This window comes from Paraburkholderia sp. RAU2J (genome assembly GCF_003634845.1).
Classification (GTDB): Bacteria; Pseudomonadota; Gammaproteobacteria; order Burkholderiales; family Burkholderiaceae; genus Paraburkholderia; species Paraburkholderia fynbosensis.
This window is the reverse complement of record NZ_RBXG01000003.1, coordinates 808,162-824,739: the sequence shown is the minus strand read 5'-3', so window position 1 is coordinate 824,739 and position 16,578 is coordinate 808,162. Positions and strand designations below refer to the sequence as shown.

General features: G+C 63.4%; 13 protein-coding genes and 2 pseudogenes. 8 read left to right on the top strand and 7 right to left on the bottom strand.

Features of this window, described 5'->3' with window-relative positions:
* Positions 1-11 precede the first annotated feature (11 nt).
* The 4 genes from B0G69_RS35205 to B0G69_RS35190 all read right to left on the bottom strand — a co-directional run bounded on the left by B0G69_RS35205 (position 12) and on the right by B0G69_RS35190 (position 4,237).
* On the bottom strand, positions 12-1,112 hold the full coding sequence (locus B0G69_RS35205; RefSeq protein WP_121324700.1) for an ABC transporter ATP-binding protein: 1,101 nt from the start codon (positions 1,110-1,112) through the stop codon (positions 12-14).
* A gap of 33 nt (positions 1,113-1,145) precedes the next feature.
* A complete protein-coding gene (locus B0G69_RS35200) occupies positions 1,146-2,252 on the bottom strand; it encodes an ABC transporter substrate-binding protein (RefSeq protein WP_121324699.1) in 1,107 nt (368 codons plus the stop codon).
* Between the two features lie 49 nt (positions 2,253-2,301).
* The gene (locus B0G69_RS35195) at positions 2,302-3,753 is read right to left on the bottom strand and encodes an FAD-binding oxidoreductase (RefSeq protein WP_121324698.1); all 1,452 of its coding nucleotides are present in this window, start codon (positions 3,751-3,753) and stop codon (positions 2,302-2,304) included.
* Positions 3,754-3,946: 193 nt separating this feature from the next.
* Positions 3,947-4,237: a hypothetical protein gene (locus tag B0G69_RS35190; RefSeq protein ID WP_241991632.1), complete on the bottom strand. Its 291-nt coding sequence runs from the start codon at positions 4,235-4,237 to the stop codon at positions 3,947-3,949.
* Between the two features lie 294 nt (positions 4,238-4,531).
* On the opposite strand from B0G69_RS35190, the gene B0G69_RS35185 reads away from it, so the two are divergent.
* The 4 genes from B0G69_RS35185 (at position 4,532) to B0G69_RS35170 (ending at position 9,428) form a co-directional block, all read left to right on the top strand.
* Entirely contained in the window at positions 4,532-5,470 is a 939-nt protein-coding gene (locus B0G69_RS35185) for a LysR family transcriptional regulator (RefSeq protein ID WP_121324697.1), read from the top strand.
* A gap of 181 nt (positions 5,471-5,651) precedes the next feature.
* Positions 5,652-6,743, top strand: a complete 1,092-nt coding sequence (locus tag B0G69_RS35180) for an ABC transporter substrate-binding protein (RefSeq protein ID WP_121324696.1) — start codon at positions 5,652-5,654, stop codon at positions 6,741-6,743.
* 37 nt (positions 6,744-6,780) lie between these two features.
* Complete coding sequence (locus B0G69_RS35175; protein WP_121324695.1) at positions 6,781-8,019, top strand: alpha-hydroxy acid oxidase; 1,239 nt, start codon at positions 6,781-6,783, stop codon at positions 8,017-8,019.
* Positions 8,016-9,428 carry an FAD-binding oxidoreductase gene (locus B0G69_RS35170; protein ID WP_121324694.1) on the top strand — a complete coding sequence of 471 codons (1,413 nt, stop codon included), beginning with the start codon at positions 8,016-8,018 and terminating at the stop codon, positions 9,426-9,428. Before B0G69_RS35175 ends, B0G69_RS35170 begins: the two co-directional genes overlap by 4 nt.
* 108 nt (positions 9,429-9,536) lie before the next feature.
* Here B0G69_RS35170 and B0G69_RS40850 read toward each other — a convergent pair whose 3' ends face one another.
* Both B0G69_RS40850 and B0G69_RS42380 read right to left on the bottom strand, forming a co-directional pair.
* Entirely contained in the window at positions 9,537-9,917 is a 381-nt protein-coding gene (locus tag B0G69_RS40850; RefSeq protein WP_147440819.1) for a hypothetical protein, read from the bottom strand.
* Positions 9,914-10,060: pseudogene (locus tag B0G69_RS42380) on the bottom strand (LysR family transcriptional regulator); the annotation flags it as partial. The pseudogene B0G69_RS42380 and the gene B0G69_RS40850, both read right to left, overlap by 4 nt.
* A 211-nt stretch (positions 10,061-10,271) precedes the next feature.
* Between B0G69_RS42380 and B0G69_RS35160 the strand changes: the two are divergent.
* From B0G69_RS35160 to B0G69_RS41560, 4 genes and pseudogenes are all read left to right on the top strand, one after another.
* Positions 10,272-11,036 (top strand): SDR family oxidoreductase, encoded by a 765-nt coding sequence (locus B0G69_RS35160; RefSeq protein ID WP_121324693.1) that lies wholly within the window; start codon positions 10,272-10,274, stop codon positions 11,034-11,036.
* Between the two features lie 74 nt (positions 11,037-11,110).
* Positions 11,111-11,249: pseudogene (locus B0G69_RS43030) on the top strand (oxidoreductase); the annotation flags it as partial.
* Positions 11,250-11,764: 515 nt separating this feature from the next.
* The gene (locus B0G69_RS35145) at positions 11,765-13,525 is read left to right on the top strand and encodes a tannase/feruloyl esterase family alpha/beta hydrolase (RefSeq protein WP_241991631.1); all 1,761 of its coding nucleotides are present in this window, start codon (positions 11,765-11,767) and stop codon (positions 13,523-13,525) included.
* Positions 13,526-13,580: 55 nt separating this feature from the next.
* The gene (locus B0G69_RS41560; protein ID WP_199731467.1) at positions 13,581-14,207 is read left to right on the top strand and encodes a hypothetical protein; all 627 of its coding nucleotides are present in this window, start codon (positions 13,581-13,583) and stop codon (positions 14,205-14,207) included.
* Here B0G69_RS41560 and B0G69_RS35135 read toward each other — a convergent pair.
* Positions 14,179-16,389, bottom strand: a complete 2,211-nt coding sequence (locus B0G69_RS35135) for a TonB-dependent receptor (protein ID WP_241991630.1) — start codon at positions 16,387-16,389, stop codon at positions 14,179-14,181. The genes B0G69_RS41560 and B0G69_RS35135 overlap by 29 nt on opposite strands.
* Between the last annotated feature and the right edge of the window lie 189 nt (positions 16,390-16,578).

Genomic DNA, 16,578 nt, shown 5'->3' with positions numbered 1-16,578 from the left:
CGTTCATGTGCTCACCCCGCAATCGCAACTGCGTCGGCGGGCGACCATGACAGCGTGAGCGTCTGACCGATCTCGTACTGCGCGCCGAGGCGCTGGGTCGGGAACGAAGCGATCAGCGCCGACGCATCCGCATCATCCTGCCGACGCTGCATGTAGAGCCGGGTCATGCCGCCGGTAACCATGATGTCGGTCAGCTCCGCCGACATCGATTCGACCCCCGCGCCCGAACCGTCATGGGCATTCACGCGCAGATTCTGCGGGCGCAGCATGAGTTTGATGTCCTTGCCCGACTGCACATGCGGGTCGTAGACCATTGCCGCGCCCTTGTCCATGCCTTGCATCGCGACGCGCACCTGGTCGCCCTGGCGCTCCGTGACGCGCGCATCGAGCAGATTCGATTCGCCAAGGAAGTCCGCGACGAATACGCTTTTCGGCCGGAAATACAGCTCCCCTGGCGTGCCGAGCTGTGCGATCGAACCCGCGTTCATCAGGCAGATACGATCCGACATCGTCATCGCCTCTTCCTGATCGTGCGTCACGTAGATGATCGTCGTGCCCAGCTCGCGGTGAATGCGCTTGATCTCCAGCTGCATGTGGTCGCGCAGCTTCTTGTCGAGCGCGCCCAGCGGTTCGTCCATCAGAATGATCGACGGCCGGTAGACCATGCAGCGCGCGAGCGCGATGCGCTGCTGCTGCCCGCCCGACAGCTCGCGCGCATAGCGGCCCGCCACATGCGGCAGGTGCACCATCTCCAATGCTTCGGCCACGCGTTTCTTCACGCTCGCCGCATCGACCTTGCGCATCTGCAGCGGGAACGCGATATTGTCGGCCACCGTCATGTGCGGAAACAGCGCGTAGTTCTGGAACACCATGCCGATGTCGCGGTCATACGGCGCGCCGTCGGTGACGTCGACGCCATTGATGCGGATCGAACCGCTGTCGGCCTGCGCCAGCCCCGCGATCAGACTGAGCAGCGTGGTCTTGCCCGAGCCGCTCGGCCCGAGCAGCGTGAGGAACTCGCCTTGCTTGACGTCGAGCTCGGTCGGGGCCAGTGCGACGAAATCGCCGTAGCGCTTGCCGAGGCCGGAGATCTGGAGATTGATGCTAGCCATACGGATCACTTCCTTGATGAACGATGCCGACCGTTAGGTGAGAATCCAGCGGTTGAAACGCTCGAGCGCCGTGCTTTGATTCTCCTGCCAGTACTTCGCGTTGATCTGCACGCCGGTCTTCATGTTATCGGGGAACGTCGGGCAGTTTCTGGCTTGTTCCGGCTTCACGTAGTTGAAGGCTTCCGGCTGCGTGAGGCCGGCCGGGAAATACTCGAGCAGCGCGGCCTGACGCTTGGGATCGCTGGCGAACTTGATGAACTCCCGGCAGGCGGCGGCGTTCGGCGTGCCCTTGAGAATCGACCAGTTGTCGCAACCCCAGATGTTCTGATTCCAGACGATGCCCACCGGCGCGCCCGATGCCATCGCCGACTGCGCGCGCGAGGCCCAGGTCGCGACCATCGCGACTTCGCCCGAATTCAGCATCTGCTCGACCTGCGCGCCGGTATTCCACCATACGTCCACATGCTTCGAGATCTTGTCGAGGCTCGCGAACGCGCGGTCGAAGTTGATCGGGTACACCTGAGCGGTCGTGGCGCCGTCGGCCATCATCGATTCTTCGAGCGTATCGAACGGATATTTGCGCAACGCCCGGCGGCCGGGGAAGTCCTTCACGTTCCACAGGTCCGCCCACGAGCTGGGCGCTTTGCGGCCCTTGAAGGCATCGGTGCGATAGGCGAGCACCGTCGAATAGACGTTGGTGCCTACTCCGTACGGCGACATGTACTGCTTCGGAATCCTTGCGATGGTCGGATCGGATTCGAGATTATGCTTTTCCAGATACTCCTTGCCACCCGAGGTGAGCAGCAGGATGGCGGGCTGGCTGATCTTCGCCATGTCCCACGAATAGGTTCCCGACTCCACCATGCTCTTGATCTGCGCGGTCGGCTCGGCATTGGCCTGCACGCCCACCACTTCGATGCCGGTCTGCTCGAAGAACGGCTTGTAGTACACGGCGCCATAGGCCTTCGTGTAGATGCCGCCGTCATCACGCACGACGATGCGCTTGCTGGCCGCGCGCGAAGGCGTCCAGATGAACGGAAAGGCCGTCGCCGCGACGCCCGCGCCGACGGCTTTGATCGCGGAGCGGCGAGCGGGGTTGAGGATCGTCTTCTCGCTGTCGTTCTTGTACTTCGGCTTCATGGTCATCTCCTGCGTTAAGCGGATAGCCGCGGTAGGCTGGCGAAGCGGCTCAATGGAGCGGATCGGGGATGAGACGCCCCGGGTTCATGAGGTTGCGCGGATCGAGCGCCGCTTTCACGGCGCGCATGATCGACAGTTCGGCGCCGGACTTGTAGTGCGCCATCTCCGGCAAGCCGGTCTGGCCGATGCCGTGCTCCGCGCTGAACGTGCCACCGAGCGCATGCGCGGCATCGTTCACGCTGCGGCGCATCGCGGCGCCCGTCGCAGCTGCATCCGCAAGCGCGCGCCAGACATCGAACGGGTACATCGGGATGAAATGAATATTGCCGTCACCCATATGGCCGACGATGACGACGTCGATTTGCGGGTCGAGCGCGCGCACTGCCTGCGTCGCCTGTTCGATGAACGCGGCCACTGCGGACACCGGCACTGCGCAATCCGTCGTCAGGCCGACGCCCGCCTTCTTGTTGGCTTCGGTCACGCTGTGACGGATGTCCCACAACGCGGCGCGCTGCCGGTCGCTGCTCGCGACGATCGCGTCCTCCACGAGCCCGGCTTCCACCGCCTGTTCCAGGGTGGCCTGCAGGGCCGCTTCCATGTCGGCCGCGCCTTGCGTGTCCGCGAGTTCCACAAGGACGTGCCAGTCGTGCGCGCGTTCGAGCGGCTGACGGCGATCGGCCACATGTTCGACCACCAGCTGCAATTGCCGCGCGTTCATCAATTCGAATGCCGTCAGGCGAGCGCCGCAATTCGCCTGAAACAGCCCGAGAACTTGCTGCGCGGCTAGTGGATCGGTCGGCGCGAACCAGGCCAGCGCGTGATGAGTCGGCAGCGGATGCAGCTTGAGCGTCGCAGCGGTGATGATGCCGAGCGTGCCTTCCGCGCCAATAAACAGTTGCTTGAGATCGATGCCGGTGTTGTCCTTGCGCAGCGCACGCAGGCCGTTCCAGATCGTGCCGTCGGCCATTACCACTTCGAGGCCCAGCACGTTCTCACGTGTGTTGCCGTAGCGCAGCACGCTGGTGCCCCCCGCATTCGTCGAGAGCGTGCCGCCGATCTGACACGACCCTTCGGCGCCCAGGCTGACGGGATAGAGCCGCGCCATGTCCGCCGCCGCGTTCTGCACGGTTTCCAGCACACAGCCCGCTTCCACTTCCATCGAACCATTGGCCGCATCGATGCGGCGGATGCGGCGCATGCGCGCAAGACTGATGATGACCGGCGGCGTCCCATCGGCAGCGGGAACCGCCCCGCCGCACAGGCTGGTGTTGCCGCCTTGCGCGAGCATCGGCACGCCCTCGGCGGCACACGCGCGCGCCACCGCCGCCACCTGTTCCGTCGACGACGGATGCACGACACACAGCGCCGCGCCGCGATAACGACCGCGAAAATCTTCGACGAAGCCTTCCATCTCCGCAGCGGTGACAATGACCGCGTCATCGCCTAGCAGAGTTCGAAAACGACCAATCAATCCGGTTTCAGCTGTCAAGGCAGACCCCATGAGTCGGGGCATGCATCCCCGTTCGAACAAAGCATACGAGCGTCAAAATTGTAATAAAATCACAACGATCGCATTGCGATTAGTTGGTTTTTACTTTGCCAACTTGTTTCGCATAATCAGCAACTTGGATGGTCCATGATTTTGCCGGCAGGGCGATCAGGTGGCTGATTCATGCGACCGCGCGAAGTCTGTTTCAGGGTGACACGCACGCCGCACGGTCTTCGCGATCCGGCTTTTGAACACGAGCCTTCGCACTTCTTATCGCTTGATCGAACGATGATTCGGTCGCGACATGCCGGTTGTCGACACTGACGAACCAGCGGTCCTGCGCCTGACACCAACGCAAACGCCGGTCCTGCACGAGGAGCGTGAACCAGCGCCACAGATCGGCGTCCTGAGCATTCGCGTCGGCAGCTCCGAATGCCCTGTCCGTCTTCTCCTTGAGTGACGACACGGAGGCCACCTTCAGGAAGCTCTTCTTCATTACGTGATCCTACTTGTCTGCCGTGTGGTGATTGCGGATGCACGGAGGGTCCGCACAATCGGTTCTAACGTCTCTTTTCCGCGCATGGTATCCGGTCGGTCAACGGGCCGAACGGAATGCACGCAACTATCTGTAAACGCAGGCGCAACGTCAAACCATGAATATTCACGAGGTGTTGATATTTCGTCACACTGCCACCGGTGCGAGCGCGTCAGCGTGGCCACATTATTTTGAATCGTTGTATTGCGCGTGAAGCGCGATTAAATTGCCACGTAATGAATGTTCAGAATCACCATGCGCAAATTCAAGATCCCCAACATGGGTGCGCTGCTGGCTTTTGAAGCGGCCGCGCGGCATGAGAGCTTCACTCACGCGGCGAAAGAGTTGTTCCTCACGGAGAGCGCGATCTCGCGCCAGATCGCGACGCTCGAATCGAATCTCGGTGTGCGGCTGTTCGTTCGCGCCAGGCAGCGCGTGGTGTTGACGCGCGCCGGCCGCATCTACGGCACGCAGGTGCGGCGCTCGCTCGAACAGCTCGACCGCGATACGTTGTCCATCATTGCGCACGGCAGCGGCGGCGGCTATCTGGAACTCGCGGTGCTGCCCACCTTCGCGTCGCAGTGGCTGATTCCGCGCATCAAGGATTTCTACGACCGCACGCCCCACGTGCGCGTCAACATGGGCGTGCGCACGGAAACCTTTTCGTTTACGGACTCGCACTTCGAGGCGGCTATCCACTACGGCAAGCCGACGTGGCCCGGCACGGCGGCGGACTATCTGTTCGGCGAGGAAGTGGTGCCGGTGTGCAAGGCTTCGCTGCTCGATCAGCCGATCAGGAAAGCCCACGAACTGCTGGCCTATCCGCTCCTGCATTCCACCACGCGCCCCGACGGCTGGACCCAATGGTTCGCGGATCTCGGTGTCGAAGACGCCAGCACGATGCATGGCGCGCGTTACGAACTGCACACCATGGCAATCAACGCGGCCGCGGCGGGACTGGGCATCGCGCTGGTGCCGAAGTTCTTCGTGAACGGACAGCTCGGGCAACTCGGACTCATCGTGCCGTTCGAAGCCACCACCAAGGTCGATTCCGCGTACTACCTCGTCTATCCCACCGAGTTGAGCCACAGCAAGCCGCTCGAACAGTTTCGCCTGTGGCTGCTGCAACAGGCCAGCCAGTATGACGCGCAGTCGATCGGCGACACGTCGAGCCCTTTGTGCGGGGCATCATGAGTTTTCCGAATCACCTGGTGTTGTTATTTCGTTTGGCCCAACGCGCGCACGGCCCGAACATGGGACGAAGCCTTCGAGGCACGGCCCACGGACGTGCCTCGAAGGTTCATTCACCCGCCCTTCTCGCAGCGCGCTGCCTTGCGGCACGCGCCGGTTCCACTTCTCGCAGAAAGAGTCTTCGATGGCAAACGAACGAAACAGGCCGTCCGCAGCTTCGCGCCGCGACTTCATCCGTCTTGGCGTAGCCGGCGCCGCCGGGCTGGCGATGCCGGCCATCTGGACCTCGGCGAAAGCCGCTGCCCGGAGGCTCGTGGTCCGCGATTCCGGCGGCGTCTATACCGACATCTACACGCGCACGCTCTACAAGCCGTTCCAGCAGGCCACCGGCATCGAGGTCGTGGGTGTGGCTTCGGGCGCGGAGCCGACCGCGCAGATCAGGAGCATCGTCGATACCGGGGCGAAGACGTGGGACATGGCCGAACTGAGCTTCCCGGCGGTGTACCTGTTGTCGCGCAATGGCAAGACGTACCTGGAGCCGGTCAAGCTCGAAGGCAACACCGCGGTCTCGAAGATTCCCGCGCAGTTCGTCGACACCTACGCGGTCGGACACAACGTCTACACGACAGTGATGACCTACCGCACCGATGCGATCAAGGGCGGCAAGGCGCCGTCCTCGTGGGCCGATCTGTGGGACGTGAAGAACTTCCCCGGCCGGCGCGCGCTGCGCAAGTTTCCGTTCGACACCATCGAACAGGCACTGATGGCAGCCGGCACGCCGACAGGCAGCGTATATCCATGTGATCTCGACAAGGCGTTCGCGAGCCTCGATCGCGTGAAGCCGAACATCGACATCTGGTGGACGACCGGCGCCCAGTGCGAGCAGATCCTGCGCTCAGGCGAAGTGGCCATGGCCGCGAGCTGGCTCGCGCGCGTGCTGCCCGCCATCGACGCAGGCGCGCCGCTCGCCATTTCCTGGGGCGGCCACATTTATGGCCCGCAAGGGTTCGGCATCCTGAAGGGCGGCGACAACGTCGATGCATGCCGCCAGTTCGTCGCCTTCTGTGCCGACCCGAAACGTCAGGCGGAAGTCGCGAGCGCGCTCGCCGTCGGCCCGACGCATCCCGACGCCTTCCAGTTCATCGACGCGACGCGTGCGAAGAACCTGCCGACCTACGCCGAAAACTTGCGCCGCGGCGTGCGCATCGACCCCGCTTACTGGCCCGCGCACCAGGACGTCGCCATCGAACGCTTCAACGAGTGGGTGTTGCGTTGAGCGCCGTTGAACAGGCCCGTCTTCAACTGATCGCGCAATGAGTCTGCTCTATTCATCCACGCGAGGCTTCGCCAACGTCGCCGACTATCGGCAAGCCGCACGCCGGCGGCTGGCGAAGATCGCCTTCGACTATCTCGACGGCGGCGCCGAGGACGGTCACACGCTGGCGCGCAACTGCTCCGCTTTCGCCGACGTGCATTTCACGCCGCGCGCGCTGGTGGACGTCTCGCATGTCTCGCCCGCCGCGCAGCTTTTCGGTTATGCGGCAGCCGCGCCGATGACCGTCGGGCCGACCGGACTGAACGGACTCTTCTGGCCGAAAGCCGACGAGTTGCTCGCGCGCGCCGCGATGGCCCGCGGCGTGCCGTTCGCGCTGTCGAGCGCCTCGACTTCGCTGCTCGAAGACGTGCGCGAGGCCGCGCCGCACGCCGAACTATGGATGCAGCTCTACGTGCAGAAGGACCGCCGCATCGCCGAGAGCATCATGCGGCGCGCGTCCGAGGCGGGCTACACGGCACTGCTCGTCACGGTCGATACGCCCGTGCACGGCAAGCGCGATCACGACATCCATAACAACTACCGCCTGCCCCTGCCGATCACGCCTCAGCTGATCCTGGACCTGCTGCGTCATCCGCACTGGTCCTTGCAGATGGCGCGCCAGGGCACACCGCAGCTCGTCAACCTCGCGAAGAGCCTCGGCGAAGCGCCGGACCTGCAACGTCAGGCAGCGGCGCTCGCGCGTCAGATGGATCTCTCGCTCGCCTGGTCCGACATGGCGTGGCTGCGCAAGCACTGGAAGGGACCGCTCATCGTCAAAGGCATCATGTCCGTCGAGGACGCGTGCCTTGCGCACCAACACGGCGCCGACGGCATCGTGCTCTCCAACCACGGGGGCCGTCAGCTCGAAGGCGCGCACGCGCCGATCGAAGTGCTGCCGGCGGTGGCCGACGCGCTCGGCGATTCGCTGCACATCCTGCTCGATTCCGGCGTGCGACGCGGCGCCGACATCGTCAAGGCCGTCGCGCTCGGCGCGCGCGGCGTGCTGCTCGGCCGCGCGCCGCTCTATGGGCTCGCCGCTCGTGGCGAGGCCGGCGTCAATCACGTCCTTGAGCTGCTGTACGAGGAGATGATCACCACGATGACCCTGCTCGGTTGCACAGCCATCGATACCTTGCACGAGCGCATTGCCGATGCGCAGCCCGGCACGTCGCGGGCCGCATCGGCGCCCGCCGTCAAACCGAATGTCACCGTTGCTCCCAGAGCCGCCCAATCATGAATCTGGTCGAATCACTGCGCGACATCGTGGGGCCGGCCGGCCTCGTCGACGCTGCCGATGCAGAGCCGCTGCTTAGCGACTGGCGCGGCCGCTACCACGGCAAGGCCCGCGCGATCGTCAGACCGTCGAGCACGGAACAGGTCGCACAGGTCATGGCGCTGTGCGCCCAACACGACATCTGCGTGGTGCCGCAAGGCGGCAATACCGGTCTCGTGGGCGGCGCGACGCCGTCCGAAGCCGGCGATGCCGTGATCATCAGCCTCGCGCGCATGGCGAAGGTCCGCGAAATCGACATCGGCAACGACACCGTCACCGTAGAAGCCGGTTGCACGCTGCAGCAGATTCAGGAGCTGGCGGCGTCCGTCGACCGTCTGTTTCCGCTGTCGCTCGCGAGCGAGGGCTCGTGCCAGATCGGCGGCAATATCTCCACCAATGCGGGCGGCACCGCGGTACTGCGCTACGGCAACATGCGCGCGCTCGTGCTCGGGCTCGAAGCCGTACTGCCCGACGGGCGCATCTGGAACGGCCTGCGCGGACTGCGCAAGGACAACACCGGCTATGACATGAAGCAGCTGTTCATCGGCGCGGAAGGCACACTCGGCGTCGTCACCGCGGCGGTGCTGAAGCTCTTTCCTGCGCTGCGCGCGCACGCGACGGCCTGGGTCGCGCTCGAATCCGCCGATGCCGCGATCGACCTGCTTGCGCGCTGTCGCGCCGCCTGCGGCGACGCGTTGACCTCGTTCGAGCTGATGTCGCGCAGCCAGCTCGAAGTCGTCTATCAGGAAGTGCCCGACACGCGCGACCCACTCGACGGCGGTTCGCCCTGGGTCGTGCTGATCGAACTCGCCGACCCGTCGCACGAGGCGCCGCTGCAAGCGATGCTCGAGAACGTGATCGGCGCCGCGCTCGAAGACGGCATCGCGCTCGATGCCGCGCTGCCCGCGAGCGAAGCCCAGTCGGCCGCGCTGTGGCATATCCGGCATGTCGTGTCCGAAGCCAATGTGCGCTTCGGCACCAGTGTGACGCACGACATCTCCGTGCCCATTTCGCGGATCCCGCAGTGCCTCGCGCACACCGAAGCGAAGCTGCTCGACGCGGGCCTCGTCGAAGGCGCGCGCTTTCTGTACGTCGGCCACGTGGGCGACGGCAACATTCATTCGATCGTGCTGTTTCCGCATGCGGTGTGGGCGCAGGTCGCCGATCGCGATGCGCGTGTGGATGCCATCGGCACGATCGTCAATGGCATGGCCGTGCAGCACGGGGGCAGCATCAGCGCGGAGCACGGCATTGGCCGGGCGCATCGCGAAGAACTGTCGCAGTACAAGAGCGACGTCGAGCTGGACATGATGCGGGCGGTCAAGCGCGCGCTCGATCCGAAAGGCCGGATGAATCCTGGCAAGCTGCTCTGAGCGGCAGCGCGTCGTTTTCTCACGCGACGCTGCGACTACTGCGAAAAACAGCGGGTCAGTTCATTTCACTTCTGATTGAGCCGCTTTCTACTGCACTCGATTCCTCACTCAGGCTGCCCCGTCCGCGCTGTAGGACCAGACTATTTCCTGACCGAAGTAGATTTCATCAACTCCGGCCGCTTCATGCGCCAGAAAGCTGTATTCCTCCAGCCACCCGCCTGCGAGATACACCCTGCATTCCTCATCACACGCAGGTAACCATGTGTGGGGAGCCGGATTCTTTACCCATCCTAGTCTTTCTAGATGACGAGCAACCTCGATTGCCGGATGAGTATCGACCAACACAGGATGATGATCCGGATGGAAAAGATGCGCTCTCAGCGCATCGTAGAGCTTGCAGTTCTGAGCAATGTATCTGGTTAGTTCAATTCGCGAATGCGCGCCAGCTTTGTCGGATATATCGGACGCATGTTCTGGACGCGCCTTCAACTCGTCCCCGGCGCGACACCTGACCTGTTTCCGTCATCCCGATTCCATGGGGGCACCCCACTGAACGCATCGACCAGGAAATCGATCATGACACGCACTCTGGCGCTCGGGTGTCGACGGCTCGGGTACATGGCGAGTATGTCGCATGCGCTGCGCGCGCAAAGCCGCCACGGCTCACCACCGTCACGAAAACCTCGAAGGCACGCAGGCGGTCCATGCAACACTCCTATCATTCACAAAGCCTGAATGATAGGACCATGTTTTAGCCCTTTCTGCCATCAGGACTGAAGCCTATATTGCTTCACAGGCCAATGCATCGGGCGCTGGCCGACCAAATGTATCGGGAGATAGAACATGCAACGCTTGACGGGAAAAGTCGCCATCGTGACAGGTGCCAGCGCAGGAATTGGCCGCGCTACTGCAAAGCTGTTCGCGAAGGAAGGCGCCAAGGTGGTGATTGCGGCGCGCCGCGCGGCGGAACTTGAAACGCTCGCTGCGGAGATCGTCGGCGAAGGCGGCGAAGCCGCGCATCTGGCCGGCGACGTGCAGTCGGAGGACTTCGCGAAGGCGCTGGTCACGCTCGCCGTGAGCCGCTTCGGCCGTCTGGACATCGCGTACAACAACGCCGGTACGCTGGGCGAGATGGGCCCGACCACCGGCATTTCCGAAGCTGGCTGGAACGCCGCGCTGGCGACCAACCTGACGAGTGCCTTCCTGGGAGCGAAGCACCAGATTCCCGAAATGCTGAAGCAAGGTGGCGGATCGATCATCTTCACGTCGACGTTCGTCGGTTACTCGTTCGCGTTCCCCGGCACCGCGGCCTACGCGGCGAGCAAGGCCGGACTGATCGGCTTGACGCAGGCCCTCGCCGCCGAGTACGGCGCGCAAGGGGTGCGCGTCAACGCGGTGCTGCCGGGCGCGGTGGACACGGAGATGTATCGCGACATGAACGACAGCGATGAATCGCAGGCGTTCGTCACCGGGCTGCATGCGCTCAAGCGCGTCGCAAAGCCGGAAGAACTGGCGCGTTCGGTGCTGTATCTCGCGTCGGACGATTCGTCCTTCGTGACTGGCACCGCCTCATTGGTCGATGGTGGCGCATCGATTACACGTACGTGAACGTTCCTGGCGGTATCCGACGTTCATGCCGCGATGCCGCCATTTCTACTTCGTCCATTGAAAGGACATCACTCATGGACCTGAATCTGACAGGCAAACTCGCACTGGTGAGCGGCAGCACGGCTGAAAGCGGCAACGGGCCGCAACGCTCAGGGATTTGCGGCCGATCTTAGTACGGCCGCTTCAGCAGAAGAGTTCGCGCGACGCTATCCGGACCGCGCTTGAAGCGGATCGCCGCGGCCTTAGCGGAAAATCCCGCAGACCGTCGCACGTTGACGGAATGGGCCCGTCACGTCGCACTCAGCGAGAGTAGTCTTGCACGTCTCGTGGTAAAGGAGCGATTCGGCGTCTGCGGCGTGCGTTAGCGACTATGATGTATCGGACCATCTCTTCTCGAGCGTTACGACCAGCGTGCCGGGTGAGCCGCTGCCGTTTCGCCTGCAATAGCGGAGCGCAGTGGCACTGGGCATACGGCAATGCGAGCGCGAATGCGACGACCTTCGAATATTGCGTAGACAGGCCGTCGAAAGTCTTCTAATGAGTTGACAGCAAGTTCAGGTATGCGGTGTCGGGCGGGTATCGCGCGCAACACGCTGGTGATCGTCGCGCACGCGGTGGCCGCGCGGTTGACCCGGGCGAGATAAGGGTCACCTGTGCGTTGCGGCATATAGGCCCGATGCCGCGATGTCCAGCGCCGTCTCCAGGCCTAATTGGAAGGAGGCAAAGCGATGAACTCGAGCAGCGGGCTGTGGCGCGCGCGTGGACGCGTGCTGTCGTGGCTGGGTGTGTTCCCTGTGCTGGTACTGTGCGCCATGTGGAGCGGCGGCGCGCATGCCGAGTCGGTGGCCGGTTCATGTCGCGACGCGGCATGCGGACGGCACAGGCCGCCGCCGTCGACAACAAGCTGTCAGCACCTGAACGGGTTGACCATCCGGGCCCGCGAGATCGACCTGCCGACAAACGGCGCAGTCGTCACATCGACCACACAGGTGGCAGCGAGCGGCAGTGGGCCGACGGCGACCGGGCCGTACTGTCTCGTGGCCGGCGCAATTCATCCGATCGATCGGTCCGCCCCAGACATCCTGTTCAACATCGCGTTGCCGGACCAGTGGAACGGCAAGATCCTGATGCTCGGCGGCGGCGGTTTCAACGGCTCGATTCCTGCCGTGACCGACAACGTGCCAAGCGCGCCGCCCGATCTGCCGGGACCGCTGTCGCGTGGCTACGCGGTGTTCGCGAGTGATTCCGGGCACGAGGCGACGGGTGGCTCGATAGACGGCGCGTTCTCCGTCAACGCCGAGGCGTACGACAACTTCATGGGTGAAGCGCTGAAGAAGACGCATGACGCGGCGCTCGTGATCATCGACAAGCGTTACGGCACGCATCCCTACAAGGCGTATTTCGCGGGTGGCTCAACTGGCGGGCGCGAGGCGCTGACCGTCGCGCAGCGCTGGCCGCAGGACTGGGATGGTGTGATCGCGTTTTATCCCGCGTACGACTTCACGACGCTGAGCCTGCAGCTGTTACGCGTGACGGAAGGCTTCGCGGCGCCTGGCGCGTACCTCGACACCACGCAGCGCGCGCTGCTCCTGAAAGCGGCGATGCAGGCGTGCGACGGGCTCGACGGCGCCGCCGACGGGCTGATCAGCAACGTGCAGGCGTGCAATGCGACGTTCAATCCCGCGACGGCTTACGTCGACGGCAAGCGACTGCGCTGCCCCGGCGGTGCGGCGCGCGGCGACACGTGTCTGTCGGACCGGCAGATCGCGGCGCTCAATACGATGAACACACCCCTCGTGTTTGAGTATCCGCTCGAAAGCGGCGAAACGCAGTACCCTGGCTTTAACGTGTATGGCGCAGATCTCGGCATGGGCAGCAGTTCTCCGCTCGAGGAAACGGTCACGTTGCTCGCGCTCGGTACGACGCAGCCGTCGTACCCGCTGCAGATCACCACGATGTTCGACGGACAGATCAGCGACGAGTTCGTCCGCTACACCGTAATGGGCAACCCGAACGCCAACTCGCTGACGTTCAACCCGGCGCTTGCCGGTCAATGGTCTGGGCGGATCAGCATGCTGTCTGGACTCGACGCGACCGACGCAGACCTGACGTCCTTCATGCGACGCGGCGGCAAGGTGCTGATGGCACACGGCACTGTGGACCTGACCGTCAGCACGCGGGCAACCGAGAGCTACTATCAGCGCTTGCTGTTGACCATGGGCTCTGGCGCCATGGAGTCATTCGTGCGCTTCTACGAGATTCCGGGGCTGCAGCACGGGGTCGGCACCGGGTTCAACGCATCGTGGGACTCGCTCACGACGCTTGAGAACTGGGTCGAACACGGCAAGCAGCCGGTGCATCAGGTGGTCACCGATACCGCGGGCGTACCTGGACGCACGCGGCCACTGTGCCAGTATCCGGCTTGGCCTAGCTATAACGGCGCGGGCGACGTGAACAGGGCAGCTTCATTTACCTGCGTGCAGGGGTAACGCACGCAGGCCGCGCGAGGGGCTACCGCACGTTAGCTCCGCGCGGCGCTCGGATATGCCTTCCTCCGTGCGCATCGATGTCGGCATCAGATATGGCGCGGGCATGTGGCCGGATCTCATGTCCAGCTTTTTGCTGCGTGACGAATTTTTCCCGGTCTGTGGTCCGTCGCTCGTGGAAGGTCCGAATGCCCTGAAGCAGCCGTCCGATCTGAAGAATCTCCCTTTGATTGATGACACCTCGATGAGCAGTTCGGTGTCTTTCCCACATGGCGCTCGTGGCTGCTGCACGCGGGCTATCGTGATTCGCGAGGTGGGTCATCGAGTGGCAACGCAACGCGCAACGAAGCACGAACGTCTCGTGAGGTTGCGGCACTCGCGTCCTCGCGCTTGCGAACAGCGCGAGGGGTGCCCCGTCAATCGTGCCCAAGTTGCAGCCGGTTCGGCTGACGTCGTTCGATCGACCACTTCAGCAATGATGCGCACCGGAAAGTGCCGTGCGCAAGTGTGGCGTCTGCAGGGAAGCAAGCGGCGCGCAACGCCTATGCCGAGAGAGAACGTACGCTCGATTTCAGGCCAGGCCGAATACCTTGGCCGGGTAACAAGGAAAAGCCTGCTGCCGATACTCGGCCGGCAAGCAGGCTTCCATCCTTCGATCAGAAATCGATCTTCGCATTCAGGCTGACCGTACGCGGATCGCCCGGCGCAATGTAGTTTTCGTACTGGAACATCCAGTAGCGGCGATTCGTGATGTTATCGATCGCCGCGCGCAGCGTCACGTCGTGGCCGCCGACGCGCGTCATATAGTTCGCACCGACGTTCACGAGCATATAGCCGCCCGTCTGCAGATTGCCCGCCGGACGTACTTCCATATTGCCTGTGTACTTCGTATCTGCGCCCACCTGCAGGCCCGGCACGAACGGAACATCGTAGGTCACGCGCGCAGCGGCAACGAACCGCGGCGCACCGGCGACGCGGTTGCCGTTATACGTCTGCCCCTTCGCGTACCACGTGTCGAGCAGCATGACGTCGCCCGCCACCTGCCAGCTGCGACCCAGACGCACGCTGCCGCCCGCTTCCATACCCTGGTAGATCGACGTGCCGTCCTGCGTCAACACGTGCTGGTCGTTCTCGTACGTGGCGCCGCGCTCGATACGGAACAGCGCGGCATTCGCGCTCCAGCGCCCGTGCTCGCTCTTGATGCCGACTTCATACTGACGCGAGCGCAGCGGGTTCAGCAGCGCCCCGGCGTTCGCGTAATTGCTGGCGACGCTCGTCCCTTGCTCCAGCGACTCCACGTAGCTCGCGTAGACCGTCGTGTTCGGCTCGAGCTTGTACATGAGCGCGAAGGTCGGCGTGACGACACCATTGTGACCATACGACGACGCCAGCGAGCCGTTCACGTTGTACGTCTCCTGATCGTAGTTCGTGACGCGCACGCCCGCGAGCACCGACCAGCGGCTCGTCAACTGGATCGTGTCGCTCGCAAACACCGATTTCTGCGTGATCTCGCTCGCGCGATACTTGTCGAGACCCGCGCCCGAGTAATAGCGCCACGGATTAGGCTGGAAGAGGTTGCCGTTGCCGAGTTCGAAGGAGTACGAAACGGCGCTGTAGTCGTTGGTCTGATGCTGCCACGACGCGCCGAGCACCAGTTGATGCATGAACGGGCCGGTCTTCACCTTGCCTTCGAACATCCCCTGCCAGTAAATGTCCTGGTGGCCTTCGTCGCCGTTCCAGCGGTTGTCGGTGTAGTCGCCCGCCTGGTTGAGCAGCGTGAGCGTGCTCTCGTTACGGTCGCGCGTCGACTTGCTGTAGCTCAGGGACGTATTGAACGACCAGTCCGGCGTGATCTGGTAGCGCACGCCTCCCGTGTAGAGCTGAAGGTTCGTATTCAGATGCTGATCGGTGCCGCCCAGCAGATTGCTGCCGCCGCTGATCGTCGCGGGCAGATTCGCCGCCGTATAGCTACCCGTGTAGATCGCCGGCGTGCCACCGCTCGAGCGGCTTTGCTGATAGATCGCATTGAAGTAGACGGCGAGGTCGCGCGTGATCTGGCCGTCCAGCGCCAACGCCACCGAATTGCGGTTGATGTCGCCGGCGTTATAGGTCTTGCCCGCCTCGTGCGTGTAGTTGATGCGTGCGCCGAACATCCCGTCCGGACTGAAACGGCGGCTCAGGTCCACGTGCTGGCTCAGCACGCCGTCCATCCGGTAGCCGAGAGAGGCGCTCGTCACCGGTTCGGCCCCCGGCTTCTTCGTCACGTAATTGACGATGCCGCCTGGCTGCGCGAAACCATACATGAAGCCACCGAGGCCCTTGAGCAACTCGACCCGCTCCAGATTTTCATAAGGCATAGTGATGCCATATGAAATGAAGGGATTGCCGTCGATACGAAAACCGTTTTGCCAGTCGATCGGCAGACCGCGAATCGTGATGTACGTCGCCCACGCGTTATACGCGTTGCTGCTGTCGGTCACCGAAGCATCGCCCGCGAACACGTCGCCGAGCTTGTTGGCCTGCCGATCGGCGAGTTCTTCACCGGTCACGACAGTGGTCGAGAACGGAGTCTCCAACTGCGAGCGCGAGCCGAGCGCGCCAGCCGAAACAGGCGTATTCAGATGCAGCGGCGAGTCTGCCTGGGCGGCCGCCGTCACTTTGACGGCGGGTAATGCCTGTTCGCCGCGGCCAGTCGCTGGCGCACCCGCTGTCACGCCGGAGGCGGCAGCCGGCGCAGCGGCTTCGGCGCTGGCGTTGCTCTGAGCGAAGGCGTGCTGAGATGCGGCGGCAAAAGTCAGCCATGCCGCGATCTGCAAAGGACGGTAAGGCATGAGCCGGGTACAGCGTTTGGTTTGTTGATTTTTCATGTCTGGCAGGACCGAGGCGTCTGCGCCCTAGTTGTGAATGGGAATCATTCGCAAAGACGCGATACTAGCAAAGTGCGCACCCATTTAAAAGCCTTACGCGGCAATTCGATTGCCTTACAGCCCCTTAAAAGCGCTGCATCGCGCGCCAGACGGCGTTCCCGGCTCTGTCTGGCCCGACATACCCGCTTC